This window comes from Methylobacter svalbardensis, from assembly GCF_037671525.1.
In the GTDB taxonomy this organism is placed as follows: Bacteria; Pseudomonadota; Gammaproteobacteria; order Methylococcales; family Methylomonadaceae; genus Methylobacter_A; species Methylobacter_A svalbardensis.
In genome coordinates, this window is sequence record NZ_JAWPOH010000037.1 from 1 (window position 1) to 24,785 (window position 24,785).

At 45.9% G+C, this 24,785-nt stretch carries 21 protein-coding genes and 1 pseudogene; 6 read left to right on the forward strand and 16 right to left on the reverse strand.

Annotation, left to right across the window (positions count from 1 at the left end):
* Positions 1–477: 477 nt before the first annotated feature.
* A complete protein-coding gene (locus RW114_RS13665; RefSeq protein ID WP_340123313.1) occupies positions 478–978 on the forward strand; it encodes a hypothetical protein in 501 nt (166 codons plus the stop codon).
* 406 nt (positions 979–1,384) lie between these two features.
* Here RW114_RS13665 and dxs read toward each other — a convergent pair whose 3' ends face one another.
* Genes dxs through RW114_RS13705 form a run of 8 tightly spaced genes read right to left on the reverse strand, consistent with a single transcriptional unit; the run spans position 1,385 to position 13,343 of the window.
* Positions 1,385–3,247: a 1-deoxy-D-xylulose-5-phosphate synthase gene (gene dxs, locus RW114_RS13670; RefSeq protein ID WP_340123314.1), complete on the reverse strand. Its 1,863-nt coding sequence runs from the start codon at positions 3,245–3,247 to the stop codon at positions 1,385–1,387.
* A 1-nt stretch (position 3,248) separates the two neighbouring features.
* Positions 3,249–5,039 carry a copper resistance D family protein gene (locus RW114_RS13675; RefSeq protein ID WP_340123315.1) on the reverse strand — a complete coding sequence of 597 codons (1,791 nt, stop codon included), beginning with the start codon at positions 5,037–5,039 and terminating at the stop codon, positions 3,249–3,251.
* Between the two features lie 8 nt (positions 5,040–5,047).
* A complete protein-coding gene (locus RW114_RS13680) occupies positions 5,048–5,404 on the reverse strand; it encodes a copper resistance CopC family protein (protein ID WP_340123316.1) in 357 nt (118 codons plus the stop codon).
* 15 nt (positions 5,405–5,419) lie between these two features.
* A complete protein-coding gene (locus tag RW114_RS13685) occupies positions 5,420–6,805 on the reverse strand; it encodes an aspartate aminotransferase family protein (protein WP_340123317.1) in 1,386 nt (461 codons plus the stop codon).
* A gap of 16 nt (positions 6,806–6,821) precedes the next feature.
* The gene (locus RW114_RS13690) at positions 6,822–9,452 is read right to left on the reverse strand and encodes an MMPL family transporter (protein WP_340123318.1); all 2,631 of its coding nucleotides are present in this window, start codon (positions 9,450–9,452) and stop codon (positions 6,822–6,824) included.
* 8 nt (positions 9,453–9,460) lie between these two features.
* Complete coding sequence (locus RW114_RS13695; protein WP_340123319.1) at positions 9,461–10,177, reverse strand: phosphorylase family protein; 717 nt, start codon at positions 10,175–10,177, stop codon at positions 9,461–9,463.
* Positions 10,174–12,231, reverse strand: coding sequence for a squalene--hopene cyclase (gene shc, locus RW114_RS13700; RefSeq protein WP_340123320.1), 2,058 nt, complete (start codon positions 12,229–12,231; stop codon positions 10,174–10,176). The genes RW114_RS13695 and shc overlap by 4 nt, the downstream gene beginning before the upstream one ends.
* 11 nt (positions 12,232–12,242) lie before the next feature.
* Positions 12,243–13,343, reverse strand: a complete 1,101-nt coding sequence (locus RW114_RS13705) for a phytoene/squalene synthase family protein (RefSeq protein ID WP_340123321.1) — start codon at positions 13,341–13,343, stop codon at positions 12,243–12,245.
* A 481-nt stretch (positions 13,344–13,824) separates the two neighbouring features.
* Between RW114_RS13705 and hpnH the strand changes: the two genes are divergently transcribed.
* From hpnH to RW114_RS13720, 3 genes are all read left to right on the forward strand, one after another.
* Entirely contained in the window at positions 13,825–14,937 is a 1,113-nt protein-coding gene (hpnH, locus tag RW114_RS13710; RefSeq protein WP_340123337.1) for an adenosyl-hopene transferase HpnH, read from the forward strand.
* Between the two features lie 130 nt (positions 14,938–15,067).
* Entirely contained in the window at positions 15,068–15,649 is a 582-nt protein-coding gene (locus tag RW114_RS13715; RefSeq protein WP_422614816.1) for an ABC transporter substrate-binding protein, read from the forward strand.
* Positions 15,650–15,660: 11 nt separating this feature from the next.
* Complete coding sequence (locus RW114_RS13720) at positions 15,661–16,644, forward strand: MlaA family lipoprotein (protein WP_422614815.1); 984 nt, start codon at positions 15,661–15,663, stop codon at positions 16,642–16,644.
* Between the two features lie 75 nt (positions 16,645–16,719).
* On the opposite strand, the gene RW114_RS13725 is transcribed toward RW114_RS13720, so the two are convergent.
* From RW114_RS13725 to RW114_RS13740, 4 genes are all read right to left on the reverse strand, one after another.
* Positions 16,720–17,235: an adenine phosphoribosyltransferase gene (locus RW114_RS13725; RefSeq protein WP_340123323.1), complete on the reverse strand. Its 516-nt coding sequence runs from the start codon at positions 17,233–17,235 to the stop codon at positions 16,720–16,722.
* Positions 17,236–17,470: 235 nt separating this feature from the next.
* Positions 17,471–18,520, reverse strand: coding sequence for an RNA polymerase sigma factor RpoS (gene rpoS / locus RW114_RS13730; RefSeq protein ID WP_340123324.1), 1,050 nt, complete (start codon positions 18,518–18,520; stop codon positions 17,471–17,473).
* Between the two features lie 43 nt (positions 18,521–18,563).
* Positions 18,564–19,568, reverse strand: coding sequence for a peptidoglycan DD-metalloendopeptidase family protein (locus tag RW114_RS13735; protein WP_340123325.1), 1,005 nt, complete (start codon positions 19,566–19,568; stop codon positions 18,564–18,566).
* A 6-nt stretch (positions 19,569–19,574) separates the two neighbouring features.
* Complete coding sequence (locus RW114_RS13740; protein WP_340123326.1) at positions 19,575–20,069, reverse strand: DnaJ domain-containing protein; 495 nt, start codon at positions 20,067–20,069, stop codon at positions 19,575–19,577.
* 182 nt (positions 20,070–20,251) lie between these two features.
* Here RW114_RS13740 and mobB point away from each other — a divergent pair, with 182 nt between their 5' ends.
* Together mobB and moeA are read left to right on the forward strand one after the other, a co-directional pair.
* Positions 20,252–20,776: a molybdopterin-guanine dinucleotide biosynthesis protein B gene (gene mobB / locus RW114_RS13745; RefSeq protein ID WP_340123327.1), complete on the forward strand. Its 525-nt coding sequence runs from the start codon at positions 20,252–20,254 to the stop codon at positions 20,774–20,776.
* Positions 20,773–22,017 (forward strand): molybdopterin molybdotransferase MoeA, encoded by a 1,245-nt coding sequence (moeA, locus tag RW114_RS13750; protein ID WP_340123328.1) that lies wholly within the window; start codon positions 20,773–20,775, stop codon positions 22,015–22,017. Before mobB ends, moeA begins: the two co-directional genes overlap by 4 nt.
* A 332-nt stretch (positions 22,018–22,349) precedes the next feature.
* On the opposite strand, the gene RW114_RS13755 is transcribed toward moeA, so the two are convergent.
* From RW114_RS13755 to RW114_RS13770, 4 genes and pseudogenes are all read right to left on the reverse strand, one after another.
* Complete coding sequence (locus tag RW114_RS13755) at positions 22,350–22,691, reverse strand: zinc ribbon domain-containing protein YjdM (RefSeq protein WP_340123329.1); 342 nt, start codon at positions 22,689–22,691, stop codon at positions 22,350–22,352.
* Positions 22,692–22,789: 98 nt separating this feature from the next.
* The gene (locus RW114_RS13760) at positions 22,790–23,578 is read right to left on the reverse strand and encodes a hypothetical protein (protein WP_340123330.1); all 789 of its coding nucleotides are present in this window, start codon (positions 23,576–23,578) and stop codon (positions 22,790–22,792) included.
* A gap of 232 nt (positions 23,579–23,810) precedes the next feature.
* Positions 23,811–24,311: an OmpH/Skp family outer membrane protein gene (locus RW114_RS13765; protein ID WP_340123331.1), complete on the reverse strand. Its 501-nt coding sequence runs from the start codon at positions 24,309–24,311 to the stop codon at positions 23,811–23,813.
* 251 nt (positions 24,312–24,562) lie between these two features.
* Positions 24,563–24,780: pseudogene (locus RW114_RS13770) on the reverse strand (PepSY domain-containing protein); the annotation flags it as partial.
* Between the last annotated feature and the right edge of the window lie 5 nt (positions 24,781–24,785).

Below are 24,785 nucleotides of genomic sequence, written 5' to 3' on the forward strand. Positions count from 1 at the left end.
ACCATCAAGGTAGGTGACATCTAATTGGCGTAGGCTATGGTCGCTCAGTTTCATAGAAAGGTTGTGTCAGAAATTTAGTCAGCAGTATGCTTGAATTAGCGTCAGTTTGCGAGAGGGGGGTGAACGCTTACGTCCGATCTACAATAAAAAATGAAAATTAAATCTTTGCGTATTACTCGGTCAATAAGAACAGAACAAATGCGACATCCATCACATAATTCAATTCGTTAAGCGGCCATTAAGATTAAATCGAATAATATAGTCTAAAGTTTATCACTGGATAATTATAGGAAATTGATTTCATTGCTGGATCCGGTAACTCCGGCACTTTTGTTAGTAACCATCTGACTTTTGTCATGTACAGAGATTCGCGCTATTAATTATTATTGAATACACTTGGAGGTAATAGGAAGTTAAAACTAAAACTAAAACTAAGTAAATAAAATAAACTATCAAAAAAATATATAGGATAATTAAATGAATAAAATAATTTTATCTTTTGCAGCACTATTGATTTCAACTGGAGCTTTTGCCGATGATAAAGGTGAAGCTTCTGCCAAAGACAAAGATTGCGATAATGGTTCTCTGACAGGACCATACACTTATGAAGTGAGTGGGGTCAATTTATTTCCCCTTCCCGATGTCGGTCTTGTTACTCGGAGTACTCATGTGGTTGGCCAAGTATTTTTTGATGGGAAAGGGCGTGCTGATTTCACTGGATTTGGATCTACCGCTGGGCAGGTTGTAGACAAGATCGGTACTGGAGATTATAAAGTAAATCCGGATTGTACCGTTACAGGTACGATGAATTGGGAAGGTCCCGTCGCACAAACTTCAACATTTAATATAATGTTGGATCAAATAGATAACAATCCAACAACCAAAAAAGCGTATCACGGATATGTGCTGGCTGCAGCAGCTGACGTAGGTTCTTCAGCATCAGGTTCGATCACTAGAATCGAACGATTTCCTAAATAGTTCGATAAATAACGCGAAGCCTTAGGCGTTGTGGCATAACACAGCATTCTGTCGTAAAGTTACTCTGTAACTAAATCCTACGATGTTGAACTGTAGGACTGATTCGCCGTGAGGCAAATCCGCCACAGCATAAACGGAGCGATAAAACCAAGCCCCTGCCCGGATTTTTCCGGGCAGGGGCTTTTTTATGTTTGATTGTTTGCTGATTGACGGTTTCTACCTCCTGCATCCGTGCAGTCGTGTCCCGATTGCCCTACGCTTATATCGATATCGTGGCTTAGATCATGCTGTGAAAAAATAGAGAATTGGGCCGGACGGAGTTTTCAACCCCGTCCTTGATGTTTTAATGCGGCGTAACAAAACCCGGCCGGGCGCCCTTTGTTAAGAACGTTACACTATAATGTTTCTAAGCACAAAACTTCTCAACCTTAGCAAAAATGCCCTGTATATCCAGGCCGCATAGCGACAGCAATTCCTCTCTAGTACCTTGCTCGACAAAGCTGTCCGGCAGGCCGATATTCAGCACCGGCATCAGGATTTGTTGCGCCTGCAGGAAGTCGTTGACGGCACTGCCAGCGCCACCGGAGAGTACGTTTTCTTCGACGGTGATCAGCACATCGTGGCTCTTGGCTAACTCAAGTATCAGTTCGGCATCGATAGGTTTGACAAAACGCATGTTGACTATGGTTGCGTCCAGTTGTTTGCCCACTTCCATAGAGGGCGTTACCATGCTGCCCCAAGCCAGAATGGCAATGCGGCTGCCTTGATGACGAACTTCGGCTTTACCTATTGGCAATGCGCTCATGGTTTTATTGACGGCAATACCGGGGCCTTTTCCGCGTGGATAACGCACGGATGCGGGGCCTTCATGCATAAAACCGGTATAGAGCATTTGCCGACATTCATTTTCATCGGCTGGTGCCATGACCAGCATATTGGGAATGCAACGCATGTAGCTGTAATCGAAACTACCGGCATGGGTTGGACCGTCGGGGCCGACAAGACCTGCGCGATCCAATGCAAACAACACATCCAGATTCTGGATGGCGACATCATGAATCATCTGGTCGTAAGCCCGTTGCAAAAATGTCGAATAAATCGCCACGACGGGTTTTGCGCCCTGGCAAGCCTGTCCTGCGGCCAGCGTTACCGCATGTTGCTCAGCAATCGCGACATCGAAATAACGTCTTGGATAACACTGCGAAAATTTGACCAGTCCGGAACCCTCGCGCATCGCGGGAGTAATGCCCAATAAACGCTCGTCTTGTGCCGCCATATCACAGAGCCATTCGCCGAACACTTCGGTGTAGGTCGGATGCGGGGAGGGCGCTGATTTGGGTAGGCAATCTTTACTGGGATCAAAAGCCGGTACACCATGATAGGCTAACGGATCTTTCTCTGCAGGCGGATAACCCTTGCCCTTTTGAGTGACGATATGCAAAAAACGCGGCCCGGAAATATCTTTCAGATTTTCCAGCGTGGATACCAGCATGTCTATGTCATGCCCGTCAATCGGACCGATATAATTAAATCCAAGTTCTTCAAACAAGGTTCCCGGCACGATCATTCCTTTCATGTGTTCTTCAGTGCGTCGCGCCAGCTCCCAGACGCTGGGCATGCTGCTTAAGGCCTTTTTGCTATTTTCGCGCATCGAAGAATAAAACCGGCTGGACAAGATCTTGGTCAGGTAATTATTCATCGCGCCGACCGGTGGCGAGATCGACATATCGTTATCGTTCAGGATCACCAACAGATTGGCATCCAGCGCGCCCGCATGATTCATCGCTTCAAACGCCATGCCGCCGGTGATGCTGCCATCGCCGATAATTGCGACCATTTTTTTGTCTTCGCCTTTTAATTCCGAGGCAATCGCCATGCCTAAAGCCGCGCTGATCGAGGTACTGGAATGCCCGACGCCGAAAGCATCGTATTCGCTCTCCGCCCGATTGGGAAACGCCGATACCCCGTCTTTAGTGCGAATGGTGGTCATCCGGTCTTTGCGTCCGGTCAGAATCTTGTGCGGATAAGCCTGATGACCGACATCCCAAACCAGCTGGTCGGATGGCGTGTCGAACACGTAATGCAAGGCTATCGTTAACTCAACCGTACCTAAGCCTGCGGAAAAGTGACCGCCGGAAATGCTCACGGTATGGGTTAAAAAATCGCGTAGTTCTTTTGCTAAAGGTTTAAGCTGGCTTTTCGACAGCTTGCGCACATCGGCCGGGGTGTTGATGTCTTTGAGCAGTGGGTAGTTATGTATTGTATTCATATTAATAAAGGGGTTCGCGATAAAACATCAGGATGATGCCAATCTGAAACAGGGCGGCAACAGAAACAAAACCGGCAATCGTCGAGCCTGCTCCCGGCAGGCTTGCGGCATACACACCATCCCTGGTGATCGCCGCGCCTGTTCCCGACAGGCTTACGGCATACACACCATCCCTGGTGATATCTTTGCTTGGGTTATCCAATTTCAACTCCAGCCAGCGACCGCATGCCAGAATCAGAGAAAAAATTCCCATTGTGGTGTGGCCGACCTGGATAAGAAAAGCACTTTTGGCTTGAAAGCCTACATGTGAATGGGTCAGCAGCATTAAACCGCCAAAAGCTGCCAGTAGCGGAAAAACAAAGGGGAGCTTGCTGTTCGGTTTTCGGGTTATCCTGGCGCTCAGTTCGATGACGCCGAGTACAAATACCAGTAAAGTGGCAATTCTATGCTGTAACACTTCACCGTTATTAAAAGTACTTTCCCAGAAGCTTATCGGCCCCAAAGGCCAAGTTTCTGCATCGCTACGGAAAAACAGGAATATGCCCAGTCCGACGAACCCCAACGGCCAGTATTTGAAGTGTGCAAATCCCGGTTTCTTTACATAAGACAGCATCGCAAAGAAGCTCATCACCGTCAGGAAAATGCTGGAGATGTTATGGTTATAGTTCGACCATTCGGTTGCCGCAAGGGAAGGCACTTGGCCGACAATGGCAACACGTCCGGCTTCACCTGCAATCAAATCGGTATGTGTTGGGGAGCTTGTTTGGGGGATTTGTGGGCTGAAGGTGTTTAGGACTTCCTGCCAGCTTGCGGTCAGGTTTGGAATATCGATAGCCGGGGGCTGAGAAGCCAAGCTGGCAGCGGTAAATAACAAGGTGACCAGAACAAAAGTTTCCGCTTCAACATAGTAAGGGACACGGTTATTCAATGCGTGATTATTACCGGAAACCACGTATTCGAATACTGCGCTTTTGTTTAACCAGGCAAATCCCAAAGCGATCGTCATTAACGTGACTTTTACCATCAATAAATTGCCGTAGCCGGTACCGATCAGGCCATTCCAGATATCGATGTATTGCCATGCAATAGGCAAACCCGAGATCAGGATCATCGCAACCGAGGCTATGCCGAACGTAGAGAAACGCTTAAGCAATAAAGGCCATAATCCGGTGTCAACCTGATTACTGCTGCGTAAAAGCCAAAGGTTGACCAGCTGAAAAACCCCGCCGATCCAGGCTGCTGCTGCCAGTTGATGGATGACTGTCAGCGACATTAATAGTGATTTATTTTCAAAGCGTCCAGCGCCATGTACCAGCCAAGCACCGGAAATAATCATTGGCAAAGCGACAATGCCGGCAGTTATCCAGTGCTGTTTGGAAAATGGATTTTTGCTGAGGTATTGATAGCAGTATGTTGCTAAAAATAGAGTCAGTATCGTGCGTACTATGCCGCCTATGAATTGCGTGGTTTCGGCGAATTCGGGAAAAGGCCAGCGCTCAAGGACGGCGGTTATTAACCATACTTTAAGGATTATTTTGAAAAGTTGGGCAGCAGCCAGCCAGAAAGCGCCTTTATAAAGAAGGGCGATGGTTTTTTGCAATAATACCGCCGAGTACCCGTCTTGATATTGCGAGGGATGGTGTGTATGCCGCGAGCCAGTCGGGAACTGGCGCGGCGAATGCCACGGACGTAACACAAAAAGTCCCCAGAACAGACTGCCGATTACTAACGAATAGCAAATCAGGTCAAACCCGCCAATCATGGAATCGAGAAAATCAGCTATGACTGCCATTGCTTGCCCTATTCGGAAACGGAAAAATGAATGACATCTTCTGTCAAATGACCATCAGCAGCGAAGACCTTAAATCTGAACGCATAATCGCCGGCTTCCAGCGGCGGAATCTGGACAATAACTTGGCCTTGTTTGTTGCCGTTGACGGCTGTTAATAATTGATGTTTATCGCCTTTGCTGACCAGAAAAATCTGCGACAAGCTCAGTTCTACCTGAGAATTAAACGACAACTCGACCGGTGCCGGGTTGTTGGCATGGATGGGCGCAATTTTTAGCGAATAATCGGTTATCACCGCATGAGCGAAGACCCAATGTGTCTGGCACAGCGTTAACAATAACAAAATGAATTGGCATGATTTCTTCATTACTTTTCTGCTTAATTATTTTTTGCCCTTCAAGGCATGCCCCGCCAGATTCTTGCCTAAATCCCAGATGGAGCCGGGAATTTGATGGGTATCGGCTATGGCTTTATCGAATGAATTGACTATCGTGTCGCGGTCTTTTTGCGTTAAGGTTAAGGGCGGCAACAGTTTGACCACGTTCATGCCGTGTCCGGCGACCTGCGTTAATATGTGGTGCTCTTTAAATAAAGGAATGGTGATCATTTGACAGAACAAGCCTTTATTGGCCGCTTCCAGCATCGCCCAAGCCGCTTTTAATTTTAGGCTTTTTGGCGATTGGAATTCAATGGCTATCATCATGCCTTTGCCGCGCGCTTCTTTCAAGAATTCATATTTACCGGCCATCGCATTTAGGCTGTCGATAATGTCGGTGCCGACCTTCATGCTGTTTTCCACCAGTTTTTCTTCTTCCATGACATGCAGCGTAGCAAGACCAGCTGCCATCGCCATATTATTTTTGGAAAACGTGGAACCATGCACGACAGCTCTATCCATACGATTATAAACAGTATCCATGATTTTCTGGGTCATGGCGACCGCACCGATTGGAACAAAGCCGCCGGACAGGGCTTTGGCCATGCAAATCATATCGGGTTTAACGTTCCAGTGATCGATAGCCCAGAATTTTCCGGTGCGTCCCAAGCCGGTCTGAACTTCATCGGCGACGAACAAGGTACCGTATTTTTTGCACAAGCGTTCGACTTCCGGCAAATAATGTTCGTCCGGTACATTAACGCCTTTGCCCTGAATAGGTTCGACGACAAAAGCGGCAACATCTTTGTTGCTTAAGGCTTTTTCAAGAGCAACAAGATCGTTAAAAGGAACGGCGCTGCATCCCGGCAGCAATGGGCCAAAGCCCTCGCGGAAAATATTTTCGCCGTTTAATGACAGTGAACCCAGGGTCAGTCCGTGATAGCCGTGTTCGCAATAGACGATTTTTTCACGTTTGGTGGTATAGCGGGCAAATTTGATCGCCGCTTCGACGGATTCGGTGCCGGAATTGCAAAAGAACATCTTGTTCAGATTGTCCGGCGTAGTTTTCAGGATTTCTTGGGCCAATAGTCCGCTGAGAACCGATACATCCATTTGTACCAGATTGGGCAGTTCCAGGGTTAAGGTTTCGGTTAAGGCACTGATAACGGTCCGGTGATTACGACCGATCGCAAATACCCCGAAACCACTAAGCAAGTCCAGGTATTCCGTGCCTTCCTGGTCGTAGAGATATTGTCCTATAGCTTTTTTGTAGTGGCGATCGTAACCTATGGTCTTTAACACTCTGACCATTTGATTGTTTAAATGTTGTTCGTGCAGATCAAATTTATCAGTGCTGTGTTGAGAAAAAAGTTCGGCGATGCTGAATGACATTAGATACCTCAAAAAATTAAATGCTTTTGCCGCTGAAAGCAGGCAGGACTATTAAAGAACACATCACTGTGAAAGTAAGGCCTATGGCCAAGAGTAATCCCATGCTGGCCATGCCCTGATGAGCAGTAAAAGCCAAACTGGAAAAGCTGCACAAAGTCGTTACGGAGCTGAAAATAATGCCTCGGGTAGTGCTGCTTTGCAGTAAATTTTCATCCTCGCCTATGGAGTGGTGCCTGTGCATGATCAGGATGCTGCTGTCGATACCTATGCCCAGCAGTAACGGCAGGGCGATGATATTGGCAAAATTGAATGGATTATCCAGTAATACGTTGGTCGCACCGGTTAATAAAGCGGCAAGCAATAATGGCATGACAACCAGCAAGGTCTTTCTGACGCTTCTGTACATCAGTAATAATAACACCACAATGGCAATAAAAGCACCGCTAAAGGCTTGAATAAATGCTTTGACTACGGCATCGCCACCAGCCTGATTGATAATCGGCAGGCCGGAAATTGTGTTGTTAATCGTCTGCACTTGGGTAGCAAATTCTTTCAGATTTTCAGGATTATTTTGGTCTTTTTCAGGCGTGATCAGCACTCTATAAAGACCGGCAGCGCTGACCCAGTGAGAGCTTATGTATTTCGGTAGATCATCCAGTCCAAAAGGCATGGCAGTCAGACTGGTTCTGAGTCGTTCTAAAGTAAACGGCAGTAGACCTAAAATATTTTTTTCCAGTTGTATGTAACCGGCTGTTGGCGTTTGAGTGGCGTCCGTCTGTTTCATGAACGCTTCGATACGCTGATGTAATTGCTCTAAGGTTTGTTGCGGCACATCAGGGGATTTTTCAATAATGGCTCTTTTCAGCGCTTCATTAAATTTAATCAAAGCGGCCTGTTGATTGGTGCTATCCAGTGTGTCATCAAAATTTTCAAGTTGCCCGCCCAGCATCAAATTTAAATCTTCAATAGTATCCAACTTCTCGCCCTGATCTTTAGCGACAAAACTTGCCAAAGTAATGACTTCGTGGACAGATGGCTGTTGCTCCAGTTGAGTGGTGATATTGTCGGCGGCTTCCAGATTGTTCGCCAGTGCGGTTAGGGCAAACGGGGATTCGGTTTTGGACTTTAATAATTCTTTAATGGTTGAAACCGATTCGCTGTTTGGGTCTCTGAGATTAATAGGGTTGTTATCAAAGGTAAGATGGGTCAACACAAAGCAGGCGCCGATGCCCAGCAATATCGAGACGACTTTGATGCCGGTTGCAAAGCGAAAAGGAAAGTCGATGATAAATGCTGAGATTAATGGTGAGCGGATCGGCTTAACATGATTGACCGGTAAGATGCAGAATAAGGCCGGCAATACGGTTAGTGAAATAATCAGGCCGATAAAGATACCGCCGCCCGAAATAATGCCCAATTCGGATACGCCCGCATAATCTGTGGGTATAAACGCAAGAAAACCAATCGCTGTGGACAGGGCGCATAAGAGCAATGAAGAGCCGACATCGCGGATGCTGACCAGGATAGCTTCGCTATTGGGCAGACCCTCTGCTCTGCCTTCGCGATAATGCAGGCAGATATGTATCGCGTAATCTACCCCCAGTCCGATATATAAACAGGCAAAGGCAATGGAAATGACATTTAAATGTCCTACGCTGATGGCGGCAAATCCGGCGGTAAATATCAAGCCCATAACCAGTGCGATAGAGGTAGCAATCAGTAGTTTTATTGAGCGCAGGGCCATCCATTGAATTACGCAGACTAAAATCAGTGACAACAAGCCGGCGAAAGCAGCGCCTTTGCTGACGCTCTCAAGCTCTTCGTGTTCCAGGGCAGTCTCGCCGGTTATCCGTATACTCAGTGACGGGTTTTCAGCCATAATTGCACGACTGATTTCTCGCGCTGCCGACAGCGCGACATCGGCAGGTAGCATTTCATCAAAATGCATTTTAGGCTTGGCTATGACAATAGTTCGGTTGAATTTGGTCTGTGCTCCGGCATCCTTATAGTCGTCGGTATTCGGCTTGTTTTCGGCCAGGATGTTTTGCCAGGACAAATAGTGCGCTTGACCGTTTAACTGATTCTTGAGAGTGTCATCGATGGCAATGAGTATCGGATTCAGGTTCATAGGCAAGCTATCGTCATGCCGGTTAAGCGCTTGGCCGATAATGCCGAACAGGCCTTCAAGATGATAATTTTGAGCCAAGTGACCTATGAAAGGTTGGGCATCGGTGAGTTTTTTGGCCAATTTATCCAGGTCATTTTGATCGAGATAAAGCAAGGCTTGCTGTTTGAAAAAGGCATTGTCGGTGGGTATATAGACAGAGCCGAAGCGATCTTTGGCATTGCCTAACTGTTCGGCAAGTTTGCCTGCAGCTTGAGAGGTTTCTTCCGGCGTTGCGGCATCAACCACAAAAATAATGGTATCGGCATCCTGGGGAAATGCCTGATTTAAACGGGCCTGATTTTTCTGGAAAGGCAAGTCGGGAGACAACATCTCAGCGGTGTTGGTGTTAATCTCCAGATTTTTAAGGGTGTAGGGCAAGGTTGCACCGCACAGCAATAGCGACAGCAACAACAGCGTCCACGGACAGCGCATGATTTGCCGTTCGCACCAGCTAAGAAGGGTGTTGAAAAAGGATGACATGCTGCTTATTAGCCTTGGCTTGGTTGTGCGGTCACATTGCTGAGTTGACTGGCAATCAATTTTAATGTGATTTTTGCGGCATTGAAATGCAGGCCAAGTTTTATCAGTCCTGGTAATTCAGTAGGGTGTAGTGCGACATATAATAACAATTTACTCAAAACGATGTCGCCTTCATTATTAACAGAATGATTGATGGCTTTGGGTAAATCCATGCTGACCGGATCGGCAATGGCTCGAATCGCTAAAAAAGGCAGGTTGTTCTGCCGGGCAACTTTGGCTATGGCGATACTCTCCATGTCCAACGCGATCGCGCCGGTTTGGGTATATAGATGCTTTTTGTCTTGGGCGGCAGCTACGATGCTGTTGCTTTCAGCCAAACTGCCGGTATGGACTTTGAGCGTATTTGAGAGCAGGTTTTTGGTGTAACTGTGCCAGTCAGAGTGAATGGCAAGTTGAGTGTTATCGGCATCTATTAAGTTATCTGCCAAGACCAGATCGCCCGGTTTTAACGTTTCGCTGAGGGCTGCGGCGCAACCCCAGCTGATCAAGCGGGTCGCACCTTGTGCTATCAGTAGCTCGGATGCAGTCTGTGCATTGCCGGCACCTGCGCCGGAATAAGCGAGAACGATAGCGTCGCTAATAAAAACACTGCTCCCTTTATCAATTTTTTTTGAGGTCAGGGTGCTGAGTTCTTCCGGTAAAGCAACAATAATGCCGGTGATCAATTTTTATCGCCAGGGACGACGTGTATGCCACAAGCCGGTAGGGAACCGGCGCGGCGATCGCCATGGACGGTGTGTATGCCGCTTGTAGGGGCGACCGGTTGGTCGCCCTTGAGCTCGTTACGGTAACGCGCTAATGCCCAAAGCGGGAAGAACTTGTCGTAACCGTGGTATTTAAGATAGAAAACTTTAGGGAAGCCGGGCGCGGTAAAGCATTCGTCATTCCATACGCCGTCAGCTTGCTGGTTGCGCAAGATAAAATCGATGCCTGCTTTTACTTCGGGACTGTGCGCCTCGCCGGCAGCCATGAGTCCTAAGACGGCCCAAGCCGTTTGGAATGCGGTGCTGAAACGATATTTTCCGCTATGACTGGTATCGTGATAGCTGTAGTTGTCTTCGCCCCAGCCGCCATCGCCACGTTGTACGCTTTTTAGCCAGGTTGCGGCTTTGGTGTAAAGCGGATCGTTTTTAGGCAGGCTGGTTTGCTCAAGTCCAAGTAATACCGACCATGTGCCGTAGATGTAGTTGGTTCCCCAGCGGCCAAACCATGAACCGTCTTGTTCCTGTTCGCTACGGATATAGTCGATAGTGCGCTCTAACGCAGGCAGGTATTCATCGTGATTTTGAGCCACTCTAGCCATCAGCATCGCACAGCGTGCGCTGACATCGGAAGTAGGCGGATCTAATAACGCGCCATGATCGGCAAAGGGGATTTCATTCAAATAATAGCAGGTATTATCGACATCGAATGCGCCGTAACCGCCGTTTTTAGACTGCATGCCGACTACCCAACGGGTTGCCCGATGTATCGATTCATCCAGATGCGGCAGGTTCGATTCCGCCATCGCGAAGGCAACAACCGCCGTGTCGTCGACATCAGGGTAATGCGGGTTTTCAAATTGGAATGCCCAGCCTCCGCCTGCTAATTCAGGCTTGGAAATTTGCCAATCACCCGGTTCGTCGGACAGTTGTTTGCTTTTAAGCCAGTCGTAGGCGCGAGTCAGGCTTTGACTGTTACCTGTCTTGTCGGATTCCTGTAAAGCCAGTGCAGCAAGGGCTGTATCCCAAACCGGCGACAAGCACGGTTGGCAGTAGGCATCATGCTCATGGATGACCAATAATTTGTCGATTGCTTTACGTGCGGTGATCATCAACTCATGATCTTTAGGCATCTCAAGTAGCAGTAAAGCTTCGTAAGCGGCCATCATGGCCGGAGAAATTCCACCCAGGCCATCTTCGCCGTTCAGGCGTTCGATAATCCAGTCTTTGGCTTTTTCGATGGCGAGATTATGCAGTTTTTTGGGGATTAACGGCCGTGTTGCTCGGCCCAGTTTATCCAAACCCAGAAAAATCTTGTTTAATGTCGTTCTTTCAGGAAAGTAGTGTTGTTCTTCGTCCGGGTGGGTAACGAAAAGCTCCAGTATAGTAATGTTGTTTGGATTTTTTGCGGTCGCTTTTAAGGTGCAAAGAATAAACAGCGGTACCATAACGGTTCTGGACCAGTAGGATACTTTATCCAAATGGAACGGAAACCAGCTGGGAAATAGCATGATTTCGACAGGAATATACGGAACGCCGCGCCAGGGTAATTGTTTAAAGGTTGCCAGTGCAATGCGTGTAAACACATTGGCTTTTGCCGCACCACCTTGGTTGAGGATGTAATCTCTTAATCGAGTCATGTGTGGTGCGTCGACAGAATCTCCCGCCATTTTCAAGGCGAAATAGGCTTTAACGCTGCAACTAAGGTCGCCCGCACCGCCGGTAAACAGCGGGTAGCTGCCATTTTCAGATTGACGAGACCTTAGATAGTTGGCAATTTTGGTCTGCAGCGGTTCATCAATTTCACCCAGGTAGTGCATCATCATGATGTATTCTGACGGGATCGAGCAGTCTGCCTCCAATTCGAATACCCAATAGCCTTCTTTGTCCTGCAGGCTTAATAATTTATCCTGCGCTTTGTCGATGGCTCGATTAAGATCAGCTGTGTAGTGATTAACGGTATTCGAGGAGCTCGAAATAGTGCCGGTGTTTATCTCTGAATTTGCTTCGTTAAACATAGGTTGCGTCCTTAAAGGTTTGTCTTGGCTTTTGAGGATGGTGTTGAGTATGTCCAGTCGGGCGTTTTGAGTTCGCGACTTGTTAAATTGAAAAGCAAGCTAAGCAGGGTGTTGCTGCGTCCGGTTAATCGGGTCGCAAGAATAGTTGCCTTAACACTATTGCGAGTAATTTTGACTTGGCCGGAACTGTGAAAATCCAGATTTTGTTTGATCTTTTTTAAGGTCAAAACGGCCATGCCTAACGCCCAAAGACAGAAGTTGCGGAGGCCGGTTTCATGAGCGGGAAGCAGTTGTGTGTACTTCAGCGCGTTCTGTAAATGATGGTGAGCGATGCTGATTAAGTGCTCCAGACCTTCTCTGAAGTTTTCTGAATCAGTTTCCGGTGTCAGGTTTTTAAGATCGAACCCTGTTTCGGTAAAAATGTCCTGCGGTAACCAGCAAACGCCACGCTCGGTGTCATCCCATATATCTTTTAATATGTTGGTCATTTGCAGTCCCTGACCAAAAGACACGGACAGGTTAAGCAGTTCGTCTTTGTGTTGAGCAATTTCCGGCGAGTAATGGCAAAAAAGCTTGGCCAGCATTTCGCCTACGCAACCGGCAACGTAATAGCAGTATCTGTCCAAGTCGGCAAGTGTTTCAAGGCCGCCATGCAGATCCATGGCCTGAAAGATCGGCATGCCTTCGGCCATGGTTTCCACACAGGTAGCCAATGCCTCGATTTGATCGGGGTCAAATTTATGAGTAATTTGAATAACTCGCGGCAATACATGAATTAAGGTGTGCTCGGCGGGAATGGTTTGCTCAGAAAGAAGCGGTGCAAGTTCTACAGCAAACGGCTCTGAATTGTTGCCGGTTTTTACGACATGAATAAACTCTGAGCAAAAATATTTTTTTTGTTCAGGGGATAGGGAAACTTCATCTTCTATAGTGTCGACAATGCGACATAACAAATAGGCGTTAGCGACTGCACCGTATAATTTTTCCGGCAACTGTGGAATGGTCAGCGCAAATGTTCTGGAGACGCCTTCAAGTAATAATGTCTGGAATTCATCGTCAGAACATTTGCTGAGTGATTTTGGGTTATCCAGGGATATTTGAGTTTCACTCATGATATTTTTGTTGTCGACTTACAGGGTAAATTTAAGTTGGTTAATAATAATGATAGACTGTTTGTTGGTATTTTGCAAAGCAATGTTGTTTTGTTGCAAATGCGCACACCCTGTAATTCAGGAAAGAAATTTATTGCTAATTAAAATAGTAAGTTAGTGGCGTTTATTACGTATTTGTGCGGGCAGTATGTGCTTGCACTCTGTGGGGCGTCTACACATACATGCTATAAAACTGGAGTCGTCAGTTAAAAGATAGTATTCTAGTCGGCAATAGATAAGCGATTGTATTATATAACCGGCTTGCCGGTATTCCCTGGTTTTTGTTGTGCAAATGCAGTAGATGTTTGTATTATGGTGGATGTTGTCTGGTTGTTGTTTTATTGATACAGGTTTGTCGTCTTGCAGTGCATGTGGTTTCAGGGCGGTCATTTTCATATGGGCGTCATTAAGTTTAGCGAAGTTTTTTTGGGAGGGTTTGCTCGTGGGAGTTCCTTTACGTCAGCAGTTAACCGTAGGTAGTTATTTGATTAAGCAAAAGTTGAAAGGGGTTAAAAAATATCCTTTGGTGCTGATGCTTGAGCCTTTGTTCCGTTGTAATTTGGCCTGTGCAGGCTGTGGTAAAATTGATTACTCTGATGATATTCTCGATCAGCGTCTTTCATTTGAAGAATGCATGCAGGCCGTGGACGAATGTGATGCACCGATGGTGTCCATTCCAGGTGGTGAACCGCTTATTCATAAAGAAATGCCGCAAATCGTTGCGGGTATCATCGAACGGAAAAAATTCGTTTACCTGTGCACTAATGCACTGCTGTTGAAAAAGAGAATTGACGATTATAAGCCATCTCCTTATCTGACCTTTTCTATCCATTTAGATGGTATGCATGAAAGGCATGATACGTCCGTCTGCCAGGAAGGTGTTTTTGAGCGAGCCGTTGAGGCGATAAAACTGGCGCTGGAAAAAGGCTTTAGGGTTACGATAAACTGTACGTTATTTCAGGGTGAAAACTCTCAGGAAGTTGCCGATTTTCTGGATTATGCGATGGAACTTGGTGTCGAAGGTGTGACGATTGCCCCCGGCTTCAGTTATGAGCATGCGCCCCAGCAGGATGTGTTTATTAAAGGTAGTGATGTTAAGGATTTATTCCGGGGTATTTTTAGAATCGGCAAAAAACGCAACTGGAAATTAAATCATTCGTCGCTGTACCTTGATTTTCTGGCGGGTAACCAAAGTTATGATTGTACCCCTTGGGGTAATCCGACTCGTAATGTGTTCGGCTGGCAAAAACCTTGCTACTTGCTGGCTGATGAAGGCTATGTTTCAAGTTTTCAGGAGCTTCTGGATACTACGCCATGGGAAAAATACGGTACGGTTAATAATCCTAAATGTGCAAGCTGCATGGCGCATTGCGGTTATGAAGCGACTGCGGTTGAAGATATGTTAAGTCATCCGTTGAAGGCCTTGTGGACGTCCATTAGAGGCCCGAAAACCGAGGGCGCAATGATGCCTGTGGCTGCTCCTGAGTATGCAAAAGAAGAACGGGCATCAGCAACCATTGCAGGAATTCCTGTGAGAATAGAGATTGCCGATTAAAATTTATTTGAGCGAAAGGCGAAAGGCGAAAGGGAGCGGTTTTTTTGCCCTTCGCCTTTTGCCTGATTTAAAATTTTTGCGAGGTTTTTTAATTATGATTTTAAAAAATATGAAGTTAGCTGTTGTTTTCATGTTCTTTTTATTTGGGTCGGCGCCTGCTTTTTCTCTGGATGAAGGCGGCGCAACAGCAAAACAAGTTGTAGAGAAATTTCAGGTCGACCTTATTGATGTGATGAAGGACGGCAAGAAATTGGGCTATGCCGGAAGATATGAGAAGCTCAAGGATCCTGTTTCCAGCAGTCACGAACTGACAAAAATCGCCCGTATTGTTGTCGGTAAGGAGTGGGAGAAGTTATCCGAGGAGCAACAACAGAAGCTGGTCGATGTCTTCAGTCAGCTGAGTATCGCCTCTTATGCGCATAATTTTAAAGATTATTCGGGGGAATCATTTGTATTCGATTCGGAAGAAGAAACAACGAGAGGCGGTGTTGTTGTGCATTCTCACCTTGTTATTCCCGGTGACAAGCCCGTTAAATTTGATTACATGTTAAAGGAAAATGGCAATAGCTGGCGTATTATTAATATCATCGCCAACGGTGTCAGTGATTTAGCCTTGAAAAGGTCGGAATACACGACTATTTTGCAGCGTGAAGGCTTTGATGTATTAATAACCAAGATTAACGAAAAAATTAATAATTATTCAAAACAATAGGTTTCATGCCGATGAATAGACTACACAAAGGCAATCGTAGCGTTAAAATACAACATATATTCTCAGCGTTGCTGATTGTAGTTGTGCTCACTCTGGGCGGTTGTGCAACAACAGGTGATGTTGAGCAACAAACTGTAGTGAGCAAGACTGATCCCTATGAGAACTTTAATAGAAAAATATTTGGTTTTAACGATAGCGTCGATAATTATGTAGCCGAACCTGTTTCAAATGCTTATAAATGGATAACTCCGCAGTTCATGCAAACGGGTGTTTTCAACTTCTTCAATAATCTGAAAAATATCAACGTAGTTATCAATGATGTTTTACAAGCCAAATTTTCACAAAGCGCTGAAGATACCGGGCGGCTTGCCATCAATTCAACACTGGGTTTGGGTGGTCTGTTTGATGTGGCCAAGAATGTGGGGTTGGAACAAAATGAGGAAGATTTTGAACAGACCCTGGCGGTATGGGGTGTGCCTCAGGGTTCTTATCTGGTGTTGCCTATTCTGGGGCCGTCAACTGCGCGTGGTATTCCAGGAGCGGTATTTGATACGGCGGCAAATCCGGTCAGTTACATAGGCATGCCTGTGCAGTTGTTGTCTATGCTGAATGCCAGAGCTAGTGCGGAAGGGGCATTAAAATTCATTGATGAAGCTGCGTTAGACCCTTATGTATTTACGCGCGAATCTTTTTTGCAGTGGCGTAATCATCTGGCTACGGATGGAAAGGCGGAGGCGTCATTCGATATGGATGATCTTGAAGATGAGTCGCTTGACGGCGATAATGGTGCGGCTTTTAGTCAAGACTCGTCCGGCGATGCTAATGCAAGTGACAAACCAGGTTTTGCTCTGCGCCTAGACGAAAAGACTAAAGAGATTGAGCGAGTCTCGTATTCATTTAGCAGTGTCGCTCAATCATTTGATGCTACCGCCAGGTCATTTGAAGAGGCCGGCAACAAGCTGGATGAACTGGAAAAATCAAAAAGACTTAGATAAAGAAAGCGAAAGGTACAAGATTAAAGGTGAAGAGCGGGCATGTTGAATCGCCTTTTGCTCTTCGCCTGATTTTGATTAATAATGCAATAGAGAATGAACTTCGTAACCCCTTAGTTTTTTCCTTCCTTCCAGAAAATCCAGCTCCACCACAAAGGCGCACGCCTCTACCCTTGCCCCCGATTGTTCAACTAATTCACAGCTCGCTTTTGCCGTTCCGCCGGTAGCCAGTAGGTCATCAATCAGTAAAACATGATCGTTCTCATCGAAAGCGTCGATATGTGCTTCCAGCGTGGCTGAGCCATATTCAAGGTCATACGATACACTCTGCACATCGTAAGGCAGTTTTCCCGGCTTTCTCAATGGCACAAATGGAAGACCCAGCTCCCAGGCAACCAGAGAACCGAAAATAAAACCGCGCGCCTCCATCCCCGCAACAGCGGTAATATTCCTGCCTAAAAAAGGCTGTAGTAATTGATGGACGGAAAGCCTCAGTGTAGCGGGATCTTTTACCAGTGGCGTAATATCCTTGAAAATAATACCGGGTTTTGGAAAATCGGGGATGTCGCGGATTTTATCTCTTAATCGATTCATTATTTTAATAGGTAGGTATTTAAGGTAAAAACGGTTTTGTCGATTGCCTTGCTTCATTTTAGTTTTACCAACGTAAAACTGGGAAAATCAGGAGTTCAGGCTTTGCCTGTTCGCAAGCAGAGCTTGCACTCCGTCTGTCATAGTCTATTCACGCTACCCTGTCTTAATTGGATAGCCGGTTTTCTGTACTGCTGCAAACTTTTTGGTTGCGCAGTCTTGATCCGGGCAAGTTGGTTTAATTAAAAATAGTTTCGAAAGAATAGCCGTTGCATTCCAGGATTTCTTTCATTTTTTTTAAGCCTTCCATCTGGATTTGTCTGACACGCTCTCGGGTTACGCCCAACTCTTGAGCAACCTGCTCAAGGGTAGAGTCTTCATAACCGCAAAGTCCATAGCGGCGACAAATAACTTCACGTTGTTTTTCAGAAAGTTGAAATACCCATTTGGCAATGTTATGTCTAATGCCGTCTTCTTGTATTTTTTCAGCGGGCGATAAGCTATCGCTATCAGAAATTGACTCTACCAAAGGTTTATCAAAATCCTTACCGGCCGACATGTCTATTGATGTAACCCGTTCATTGAGTTTAAGCATTTTTTCGACTTTATTAACCGGTATGTCCAGATGAGCTGCAATATCGCTGGCATTAGGTTCATGATCGAGTAACTGTGCCAAATGACGTTGAGCTTTAAGATAAGTGTTCATTTCCTTGACAATATGAATCGGCAAACGGATGGTTCGTGTTTGATTCATAATGGCTCGTTCAATAGTTTGCCTGATCCACCAGGTGGCATAGGTTGAAAATCTAAAACCTCTTTCAGGATCAAATTTTTCAACGGCGCGCATTAAGCCCAGATTGCCTTCCTCAATCAAGTCCAGTAACGGCAAGCCTCTGTTCAGGTAACGACGGGAGATTTTAACGACTAGGCGTAAATTGCTTTCAATCATGATCTTGCGGGCAGCTTCATCGCCTAGCAAAGCCCTGGATCCGTAAAGTTTTTCTTGGTCGGCAGTCAGTAATTGTGATCGAGATAGTTCGTTTAAATAAACCCGTGTCGCATCCATGCTCTTATCTTGCTGCGGGGTATGGGTAATTGACTCATCTGTATCCTCGGTTTGTGCTCCATGCATTGCTCTACTTTCCGTGTTCATGCAGTCGAATACCTCAGCGATAGCGGAATTTTTCTGAGGTTCATCATCAAAAGACAAATCATCAAATAATACACAAACATCATCGTCTAACATACAAACATCATCGTCCAATAGCTCAACTAATTCTGCTTTCATGATAACCTCTACATTGTTCGACTAAAGCCGAAATGGTTTTTTATTATTTGCCCGGTAAAAAGTTAAGTGGATTGACCGGTTTTCCGTTTTTTCTTATTTCAAAATGCAGTGACGCTTGACCCGCTTTTGCAATAACCTCACCTTTGCCCACCGTATGACCCTCTGTAACAAGCAGTTGGCTGTTATTGGCATAAGCGCTTAAGTACAAATCGTTGTGTTTGATAATAAGCAAATTACCGTAGCCAATCAGGCCTTGTCCGCTATAGACAACTTTACCTGCTTCGGCCGCACTCACGTCTTGTCCTGTTTTTCCGGCTATATCGATGCCTTTGTTATAGGCTGGAGAAAAATATTTTAAAACTTTCCCTTTGATTGGCCATTGAAAGTTTAACTTTAACATGTTTCTATTATCAATTGAAATAACTGATTTTTTTTGTGATCTGATTCCGGATTTAATAGCGATATTTTTAATCGACTGGATTTTATCAGTCGGATTCGGTTTATGATTTAATGGAATGGCATCTGTATTCTGTGCGTTCATTTTATTTATTACAGTTGCCGTTACGATTTTTTTATTTGTCTCGGCAACTGCTCCATGCGTTGCTCTCGGCAACTGCTCCATGCGTTGCTCTACCTCCCCCGTCCGTGGGGTCGTATCTTTTCCATCCCTGGAGTCGGTAACGGCTTCTGCTTTTGGCGGCCGTTCCATGAGCCGTTCTATCGGGGTTGTGCTTCCTGCATTCGTATGGTTGTACGTGGATGTGCTTTCCAAGTTTGGGTCAGAGAGTCTGATTTTTTGAGCTATTTCTATCGTATAAGGGGGGACGATCTGGTTCCATTGCGCTAATTGCTGATAATCCATGTCATAAACCAGGCTTATTGCATACAAGGTGTCACCTTTTTTTACCTGATGATATTTTGTATCGTCTTTTGCAATACCAGGATTATTGGTGGTAACAGGAGCATAGTTTTGCGGTATTTCCGCACAGCCATTCAGTAAAGCCGGCAGTATTGCAATAAAAACAAGCTTTAAATTAGTGGATGTCATAGAGGGTTATTTTTTTAATAAAATCTTTTTAGCCAGATTTATTTTTGCGGCCAAATAATTTGATCCGCCACGATCAGGATGAATTTTTTGCATTAATTTACGATGAGCGGCAATAATTTCGGCCTCCGATGCCCCCATCTTCAAATCCAATACTTCATAGGCTTCTTCAATCGACATATCAGCTTTAGCGGCCGTTTTGTTTTGTCGTTGCGAGGTGTTCCGTTTTGCAGAACCAAATTGTGACCATAATCGATGTAAATAAGGCGCATAACGTAACAATGCCGGCATTAAGCGGAATATAAAAGCAATAGCGACACCGGTCAGAGCAAAAAGCCAGTTCAAACGTCCGGTTATGGTTAAATAAAACACGATCAGTCCCGTAACGAGTAGAAACAAAAACTTGGTGTAACGAGCCAATACAGCCGGCGAGGTTTTTAAAAACGCATGTACCCCGAAAAATGCAATGATGATCAATAGCAACATCAGATAAAGTCGAATCAAGGTTTACTCCTGGATTAATGATCTGTTTAAGGCCGCTTTCAAGGCTTTTTCCCCTGCGGCGGCCATGGATGGCGCGAATGCCGTAAGACTGTTAGAGCGTTCACGACCACGTATCCATAGTATTTGAATAAATAATACCTTAAAATATGAGATCTTAAGATAACAATTTAATGTTGGTTGATATGTTAAATGTCAGAGTTCCAGTTTTAGGTTTTGTTGCCGCAAGCGGAACCGGGAAAACCACGCTATTGACCCAATTGATTCCGATTTTAAAACAAAATGGTTTACGTATCGGCTTGATCAAGCATAGTCATCATAATTTTGAAATTGACCAGCCGGGAAAAGACAGCTTTCGCTTGCGGGAAGCCGGTGCCTCGCCAGTTATGCTGGTATCCCGATATCGGCGCGCGATTATTACCGAGCTGACCCCGGAACAAGAGCCCCGATTGGATGATCAGTTAAAGCAATTCGATCAGGCTGAACTGGATCTGATCTTGGTGGAAGGCTTTAAGTCGGAAAAATTTCCTAAAATTGAATTGCATCGACCTTTGCTTGAACAACCCTTGCTTTACCCAAACGACCCGGACATCATCGCGATAGCGACCGATGCGGCGCTGGAAACGCCAGACTATTTGATGCAATTGGAATTGAACCATCCCGAAATGATTGCCGAGTTTATCCAACACCATGTGATGAAAAAACTATGATTGACTCATGCAGTCGGGAATTCGAGCCGCTATTGTCTGTGGAAGACGCGCTGGATAGTATCAAAGCCGCTATACAAGCTGTAAGCGGTACAGACAAATTGACGTTAAAAAATGCCTTGGGCCGAGTGCTGGCGGAATCGGTTTATTCGCCGATCAATATTCCCCATGACAGGAATGCCGCTATGGACGGCTATGCTTTTGCAAGTCAAGACATAGCTGACGGGCAAGCGTTCATGCTGAGTTTGGTGGGGGCTTCCTGGGCCGGGCAGCCATTTCAGGGGCAGTTGCAAGCCGGTCAGTGCGTCAGGATTTTTACCGGAGCGGTTGTGCCGGAACATGCCGACTCAGTCATCATGCAGGAACAGGTACAGGTTCAGGAACAAACCGTACGTTTTCCGGCGGACACACAGGTACTGCAAAATATCCGGGAAATCGGCGAAGATGTAAAACAAGGTGCCTGTTTAATAGCCGAGCCTAAAAAGCTGACAGCGGTCGATCTGGGTTTACTGGCCTCTGCCGGAATTGATCAGGTTATCGTTAAACGACAGTTAAAAATCGCACATTTTTCTACCGGCGACGAACTAAGCTCATTAGGTCAGCCGCTGGAGCCTGGGAAAATATACGACAGCAATCGCACTATGTTAGGCGGATTATTGGCAGACTCCGGCTACAGTGTTACTGATTCGGGTGTCATACCCGATAATAAACAGTTGCTTGAAGACGGTTTTATTGAAGCTTCCCTTAACCATGATGTGATCATAACTACCGGCGGCGCTTCAGTCGGTGAGGCCGATTATGTCAAAGAAATCCTGCAAAGCTGCGGGGAAGTCAATTTCTGGAAAATGGCGATAAAACCCGGAAAACCATTGGCTTTCGGCAAAATAGGGGGGTGTTATTTTTTCGGTTTGCCCGGCAATCCGGTTGCCGTAGTGGTAACCTTTCAGCAGATAGTGGCTCCCGCGCTTAGGCGGCTTTCCGGTGCGCCGCCTGCCAAACCGTTAAGATTTGCCGCGACTTGCACCTCCGCATTAAAAAAATCTCCCGGACGGCAGGAATATCAGCGCGGCATCCTCAGTCAAGATGAGCGTGGCGAGTTTTTTGTCGCCTCAGCGGGTCGACAAGGCTCGCATATCCTCAGCTCCATGAGTCAGAGCGGCTGCTATATCGTCTTGCCGAAAGAGTGTGATGGCGTGCAGGCAGGTGACAGGGTAACGGTTGAGCCGTTTAGTCTGCTGATATAGCGGGTTACAAGCTGATGGGACTGTGAAAGTATTATCTAAATCAGGCTAAAAGCATTATTCACCACGAAGAACACGAAGAAAAATATCTGAAAACTTCGTGTTCTTCATGTCTTCGAGGTTATTTTTGTGTTGTTACTTTCACAGTCTCTGATATTCTGAAACACGGATTTTCCGGCGTCACGTAAGCTTGTTGCCGTTAGTTTTGCGCTCGCCACCGCCGGGTTCGTGACGATGCTCAAACAACTTATAAAAACCGGCACCTTCGAGTAACACAAAGCGTTCACTGTTCATCAATCCCTGAATGAGCTCAAGTTTATCGCCATGCTCGTGTATTAGACCTTTTTAACAAACTCTGATTTAAGTTTCATTGCACCAATACCTTCGATTCTGCAGTCAATATCATGGTCACCATCGACCAGACGAATGATTTTGACTTTAGTGCCGACTTTGACAACCGATGATGAGCCTTTGACCTTGAGATCTTTGATTACGGTGACGTTGTCTCCGTCTTGTAACACGTTGCCGTTTGCATCCTTAATGATACGGACATCGGTGCTATCTTCGGCTGCCCCAGCTATTGGCCATTCGTGTGCGCATTCAGGACAGACGTACATAAGATCGTCTTCGTAGGTGAATTCTGAGCCGCATGCGGGGCATTTTGGAAGATTGTTCATTGCTTTACCTTTAATGTAGGGTTGTCTCAACCTTGTGGGATACAAGGTGTATTGAGGCGACATGATGCCAGATTCAGGCGGTTATTGTCCATTTCACATTAATCCACCCGGTCGACTTTAACCAGAATATGCATCCGGCTTTCGCCAACCTGGCGCGTCTTAACAAATGCACCGCTTGAACTGCTGCTACTGTTTTCGCCAACTCCCCCGAGTTCTACCCATTCGCCCAGATTGATCCTGAGTGTCGATTGCGCATTTTGGGTTTCGATCTGGCCTCGATTGTTCAGTTTATCCGACCAAGGCGATACGCTAAGAATGACTTGCTGCCCGGCTAGTCTGGGGACTACTGAAAAACCGGTGGTCGCTTCGGTAAGTTCGGTTGCCGTAGAGTAACCATAACTGGAAGAATATTGACTTGGATAAACATTGCCCGCTTTAATATGAGCCGGGACGCCTTCCATGGTTCGAATGGTCTGGGTGTTTTGATCGGCGTTCTTCTCTTGGGTCTGATAAAGGTGGCCGCCTATTCTGCCGCCGAATCTTGAAGGATCATCAACCGGAACATTCAGTTGAACTCTGGCGGCGGTGTTAAGTTCATCGGCGGTAGTCTGTTTGCTTTGCATGACGGTGATGATCAGATTGCTCTGGCGCACATCCAGTTGCTTGACGATGGCTTTGATTTCAGCCAGTTTGTCAGGCGTGGTCTTGACCAGTAGATTGGAGCCGTTATCAATCAATTGGGCGGTATTGCCAAGCAACGGAGCAAGCAACGGCAGTATCTCGAATGCCGGTCGATTGCTTAAAGGAATGACTTCAATAATGGTGTCAGCGGCAAAAACGCTATTGCCCAGCAGGCTTATGAAAACCAATGCTAAAAATTTTTTCAAGGGGATGCTCCGATATAGGTAACCACGAGTCTCTATGGTATAACGTTGCCTGTGCCATTCGAAATTCTTTTTCGTCGCGCTGATTTGCGGCGTGGGCCGATTAAGACGCTAATCAGGAAAACGGATAGGGAAAAATAACGGTAAGTAAGGATGGTGTCCGTAAAGGCGACCGATCACCTTTACGATGGGTTTGCCATATCCGTCAGCCCCAAAGACTGACGGTAAACATCAGTTAATTGGGCTGGGCTACTAATTTTTGTTGAACTTGAGCCGTAACATCAATCTGTTCATTGGCATAAATAACGCCATCGGTGAGTAACATATCAAAGCTTTGATCTCTGGCTATACCCCGGATAACTTCAACGATACGATTTTGCAATTTACCCAATTCTTCATTACGACGAACATTAAAATCTTCGCTAAATTCCTGTTGTGCTCTTTGTGCCTCCCTTTTCTTATTTGAAATATCCTTTTCCAATTTAGCTTGCTCGGATTTACCCATCACAGCAGCATCTTTGGATATTCTTGCTGCCATACTTTCGATTTCTTTTTGTTGAGCAATCAATTGCTTATCGCGCGGTGAAAACTCTTGTTCCAGACGTTTCTTGGCTTTTTCAGCTTGGGGAACTTTCTCAAGAACGGAAGGTATATTAACAAAGCCAATCTTTAATTCAGCAAAACTCACATTGGCAATAGACAGCAGCCCTAAAAATAGGGCAATTTTCGTTTTCATTGTTAAAGAGACTCCGATTGTAGTGAAATTAAGTAGCTATAAAAAACAGGTAAATTTTGTCAGCTTGTACAAGGATAAGCTCATTAAATTAAAGAATGATTAAGGTGGACCGGATTATCTCATAACCTGAATTTACACGGTTGGTAGATGCGAACAGCATTGTCCGTTCGATTATAAGACGCTTCAACCATGAAGCATTCTCACGTTAACTATTAAATATTTTTGGTTGTTAACTGTACCCATAACAATCATCAACTTCGTTTTGTACGCTTTGCCCGTCGTATTTGCAGCCAGCGACTCACGCCGGCAACAAACAACAACGGGCAGGCAAGTCCTGACAAAAATACCAGAATACGACCTGTCATACCGAACGTCTGCCCGGAATACAGCGGCTATTGCCAGTGGGTGAACACTTCCCTGCCGTGCCGATAGTTGGATCGTCTACGTCCAGTATTGCAGCGCTATAGCGAGGGG

Bases quoted from the DNA above. Each gene is read 5' to 3' on its own strand.
- RW114_RS13665 (WP_340123313.1), top strand. From the start codon at position 478: ATGAATAAAATAATTTTATCTTTTGCAGCACTATTGATTTCAACTGGA.
- dxs (WP_340123314.1), bottom strand. From the start codon at position 3,247: ATGAATACAATACATAACTACCCACTGCTCAAAGACATCAACACCCCG.
- RW114_RS13675 (WP_340123315.1), bottom strand. From the start codon at position 5,039: ATGGCAGTCATAGCTGATTTTCTCGATTCCATGATTGGCGGGTTTGAC.
- RW114_RS13680 (WP_340123316.1), bottom strand. From the start codon at position 5,404: ATGAAGAAATCATGCCAATTCATTTTGTTATTGTTAACGCTGTGCCAG.
- RW114_RS13685 (WP_340123317.1), bottom strand. From the start codon at position 6,805: ATGTCATTCAGCATCGCCGAACTTTTTTCTCAACACAGCACTGATAAA.
- RW114_RS13690 (WP_340123318.1), bottom strand. From the start codon at position 9,452: ATGTCATCCTTTTTCAACACCCTTCTTAGCTGGTGCGAACGGCAAATC.
- shc (WP_340123320.1), bottom strand. From the start codon at position 12,231: ATGTTTAACGAAGCAAATTCAGAGATAAACACCGGCACTATTTCGAGC.
- RW114_RS13705 (WP_340123321.1), bottom strand. From the start codon at position 13,343: ATGAGTGAAACTCAAATATCCCTGGATAACCCAAAATCACTCAGCAAA.
- RW114_RS13715 (WP_422614816.1), top strand. From the start codon at position 15,068: ATGTTCTTTTTATTTGGGTCGGCGCCTGCTTTTTCTCTGGATGAAGGC.
- RW114_RS13720 (WP_422614815.1), top strand. From the start codon at position 15,661: ATGAATAGACTACACAAAGGCAATCGTAGCGTTAAAATACAACATATA.
- RW114_RS13725 (WP_340123323.1), bottom strand. From the start codon at position 17,235: ATGAATCGATTAAGAGATAAAATCCGCGACATCCCCGATTTTCCAAAA.
- rpoS (WP_340123324.1), bottom strand. From the start codon at position 18,520: ATGAAAGCAGAATTAGTTGAGCTATTGGACGATGATGTTTGTATGTTA.
- RW114_RS13735 (WP_340123325.1), bottom strand. From the start codon at position 19,568: ATGACATCCACTAATTTAAAGCTTGTTTTTATTGCAATACTGCCGGCT.
- mobB (WP_340123327.1), top strand. From the start codon at position 20,252: ATGTTAAATGTCAGAGTTCCAGTTTTAGGTTTTGTTGCCGCAAGCGGA.
- moeA (WP_340123328.1), top strand. From the start codon at position 20,773: ATGATTGACTCATGCAGTCGGGAATTCGAGCCGCTATTGTCTGTGGAA.
- RW114_RS13755 (WP_340123329.1), bottom strand. From the start codon at position 22,691: ATGAACAATCTTCCAAAATGCCCCGCATGCGGCTCAGAATTCACCTAC.
- RW114_RS13765 (WP_340123331.1), bottom strand. From the start codon at position 24,311: ATGAAAACGAAAATTGCCCTATTTTTAGGGCTGCTGTCTATTGCCAAT.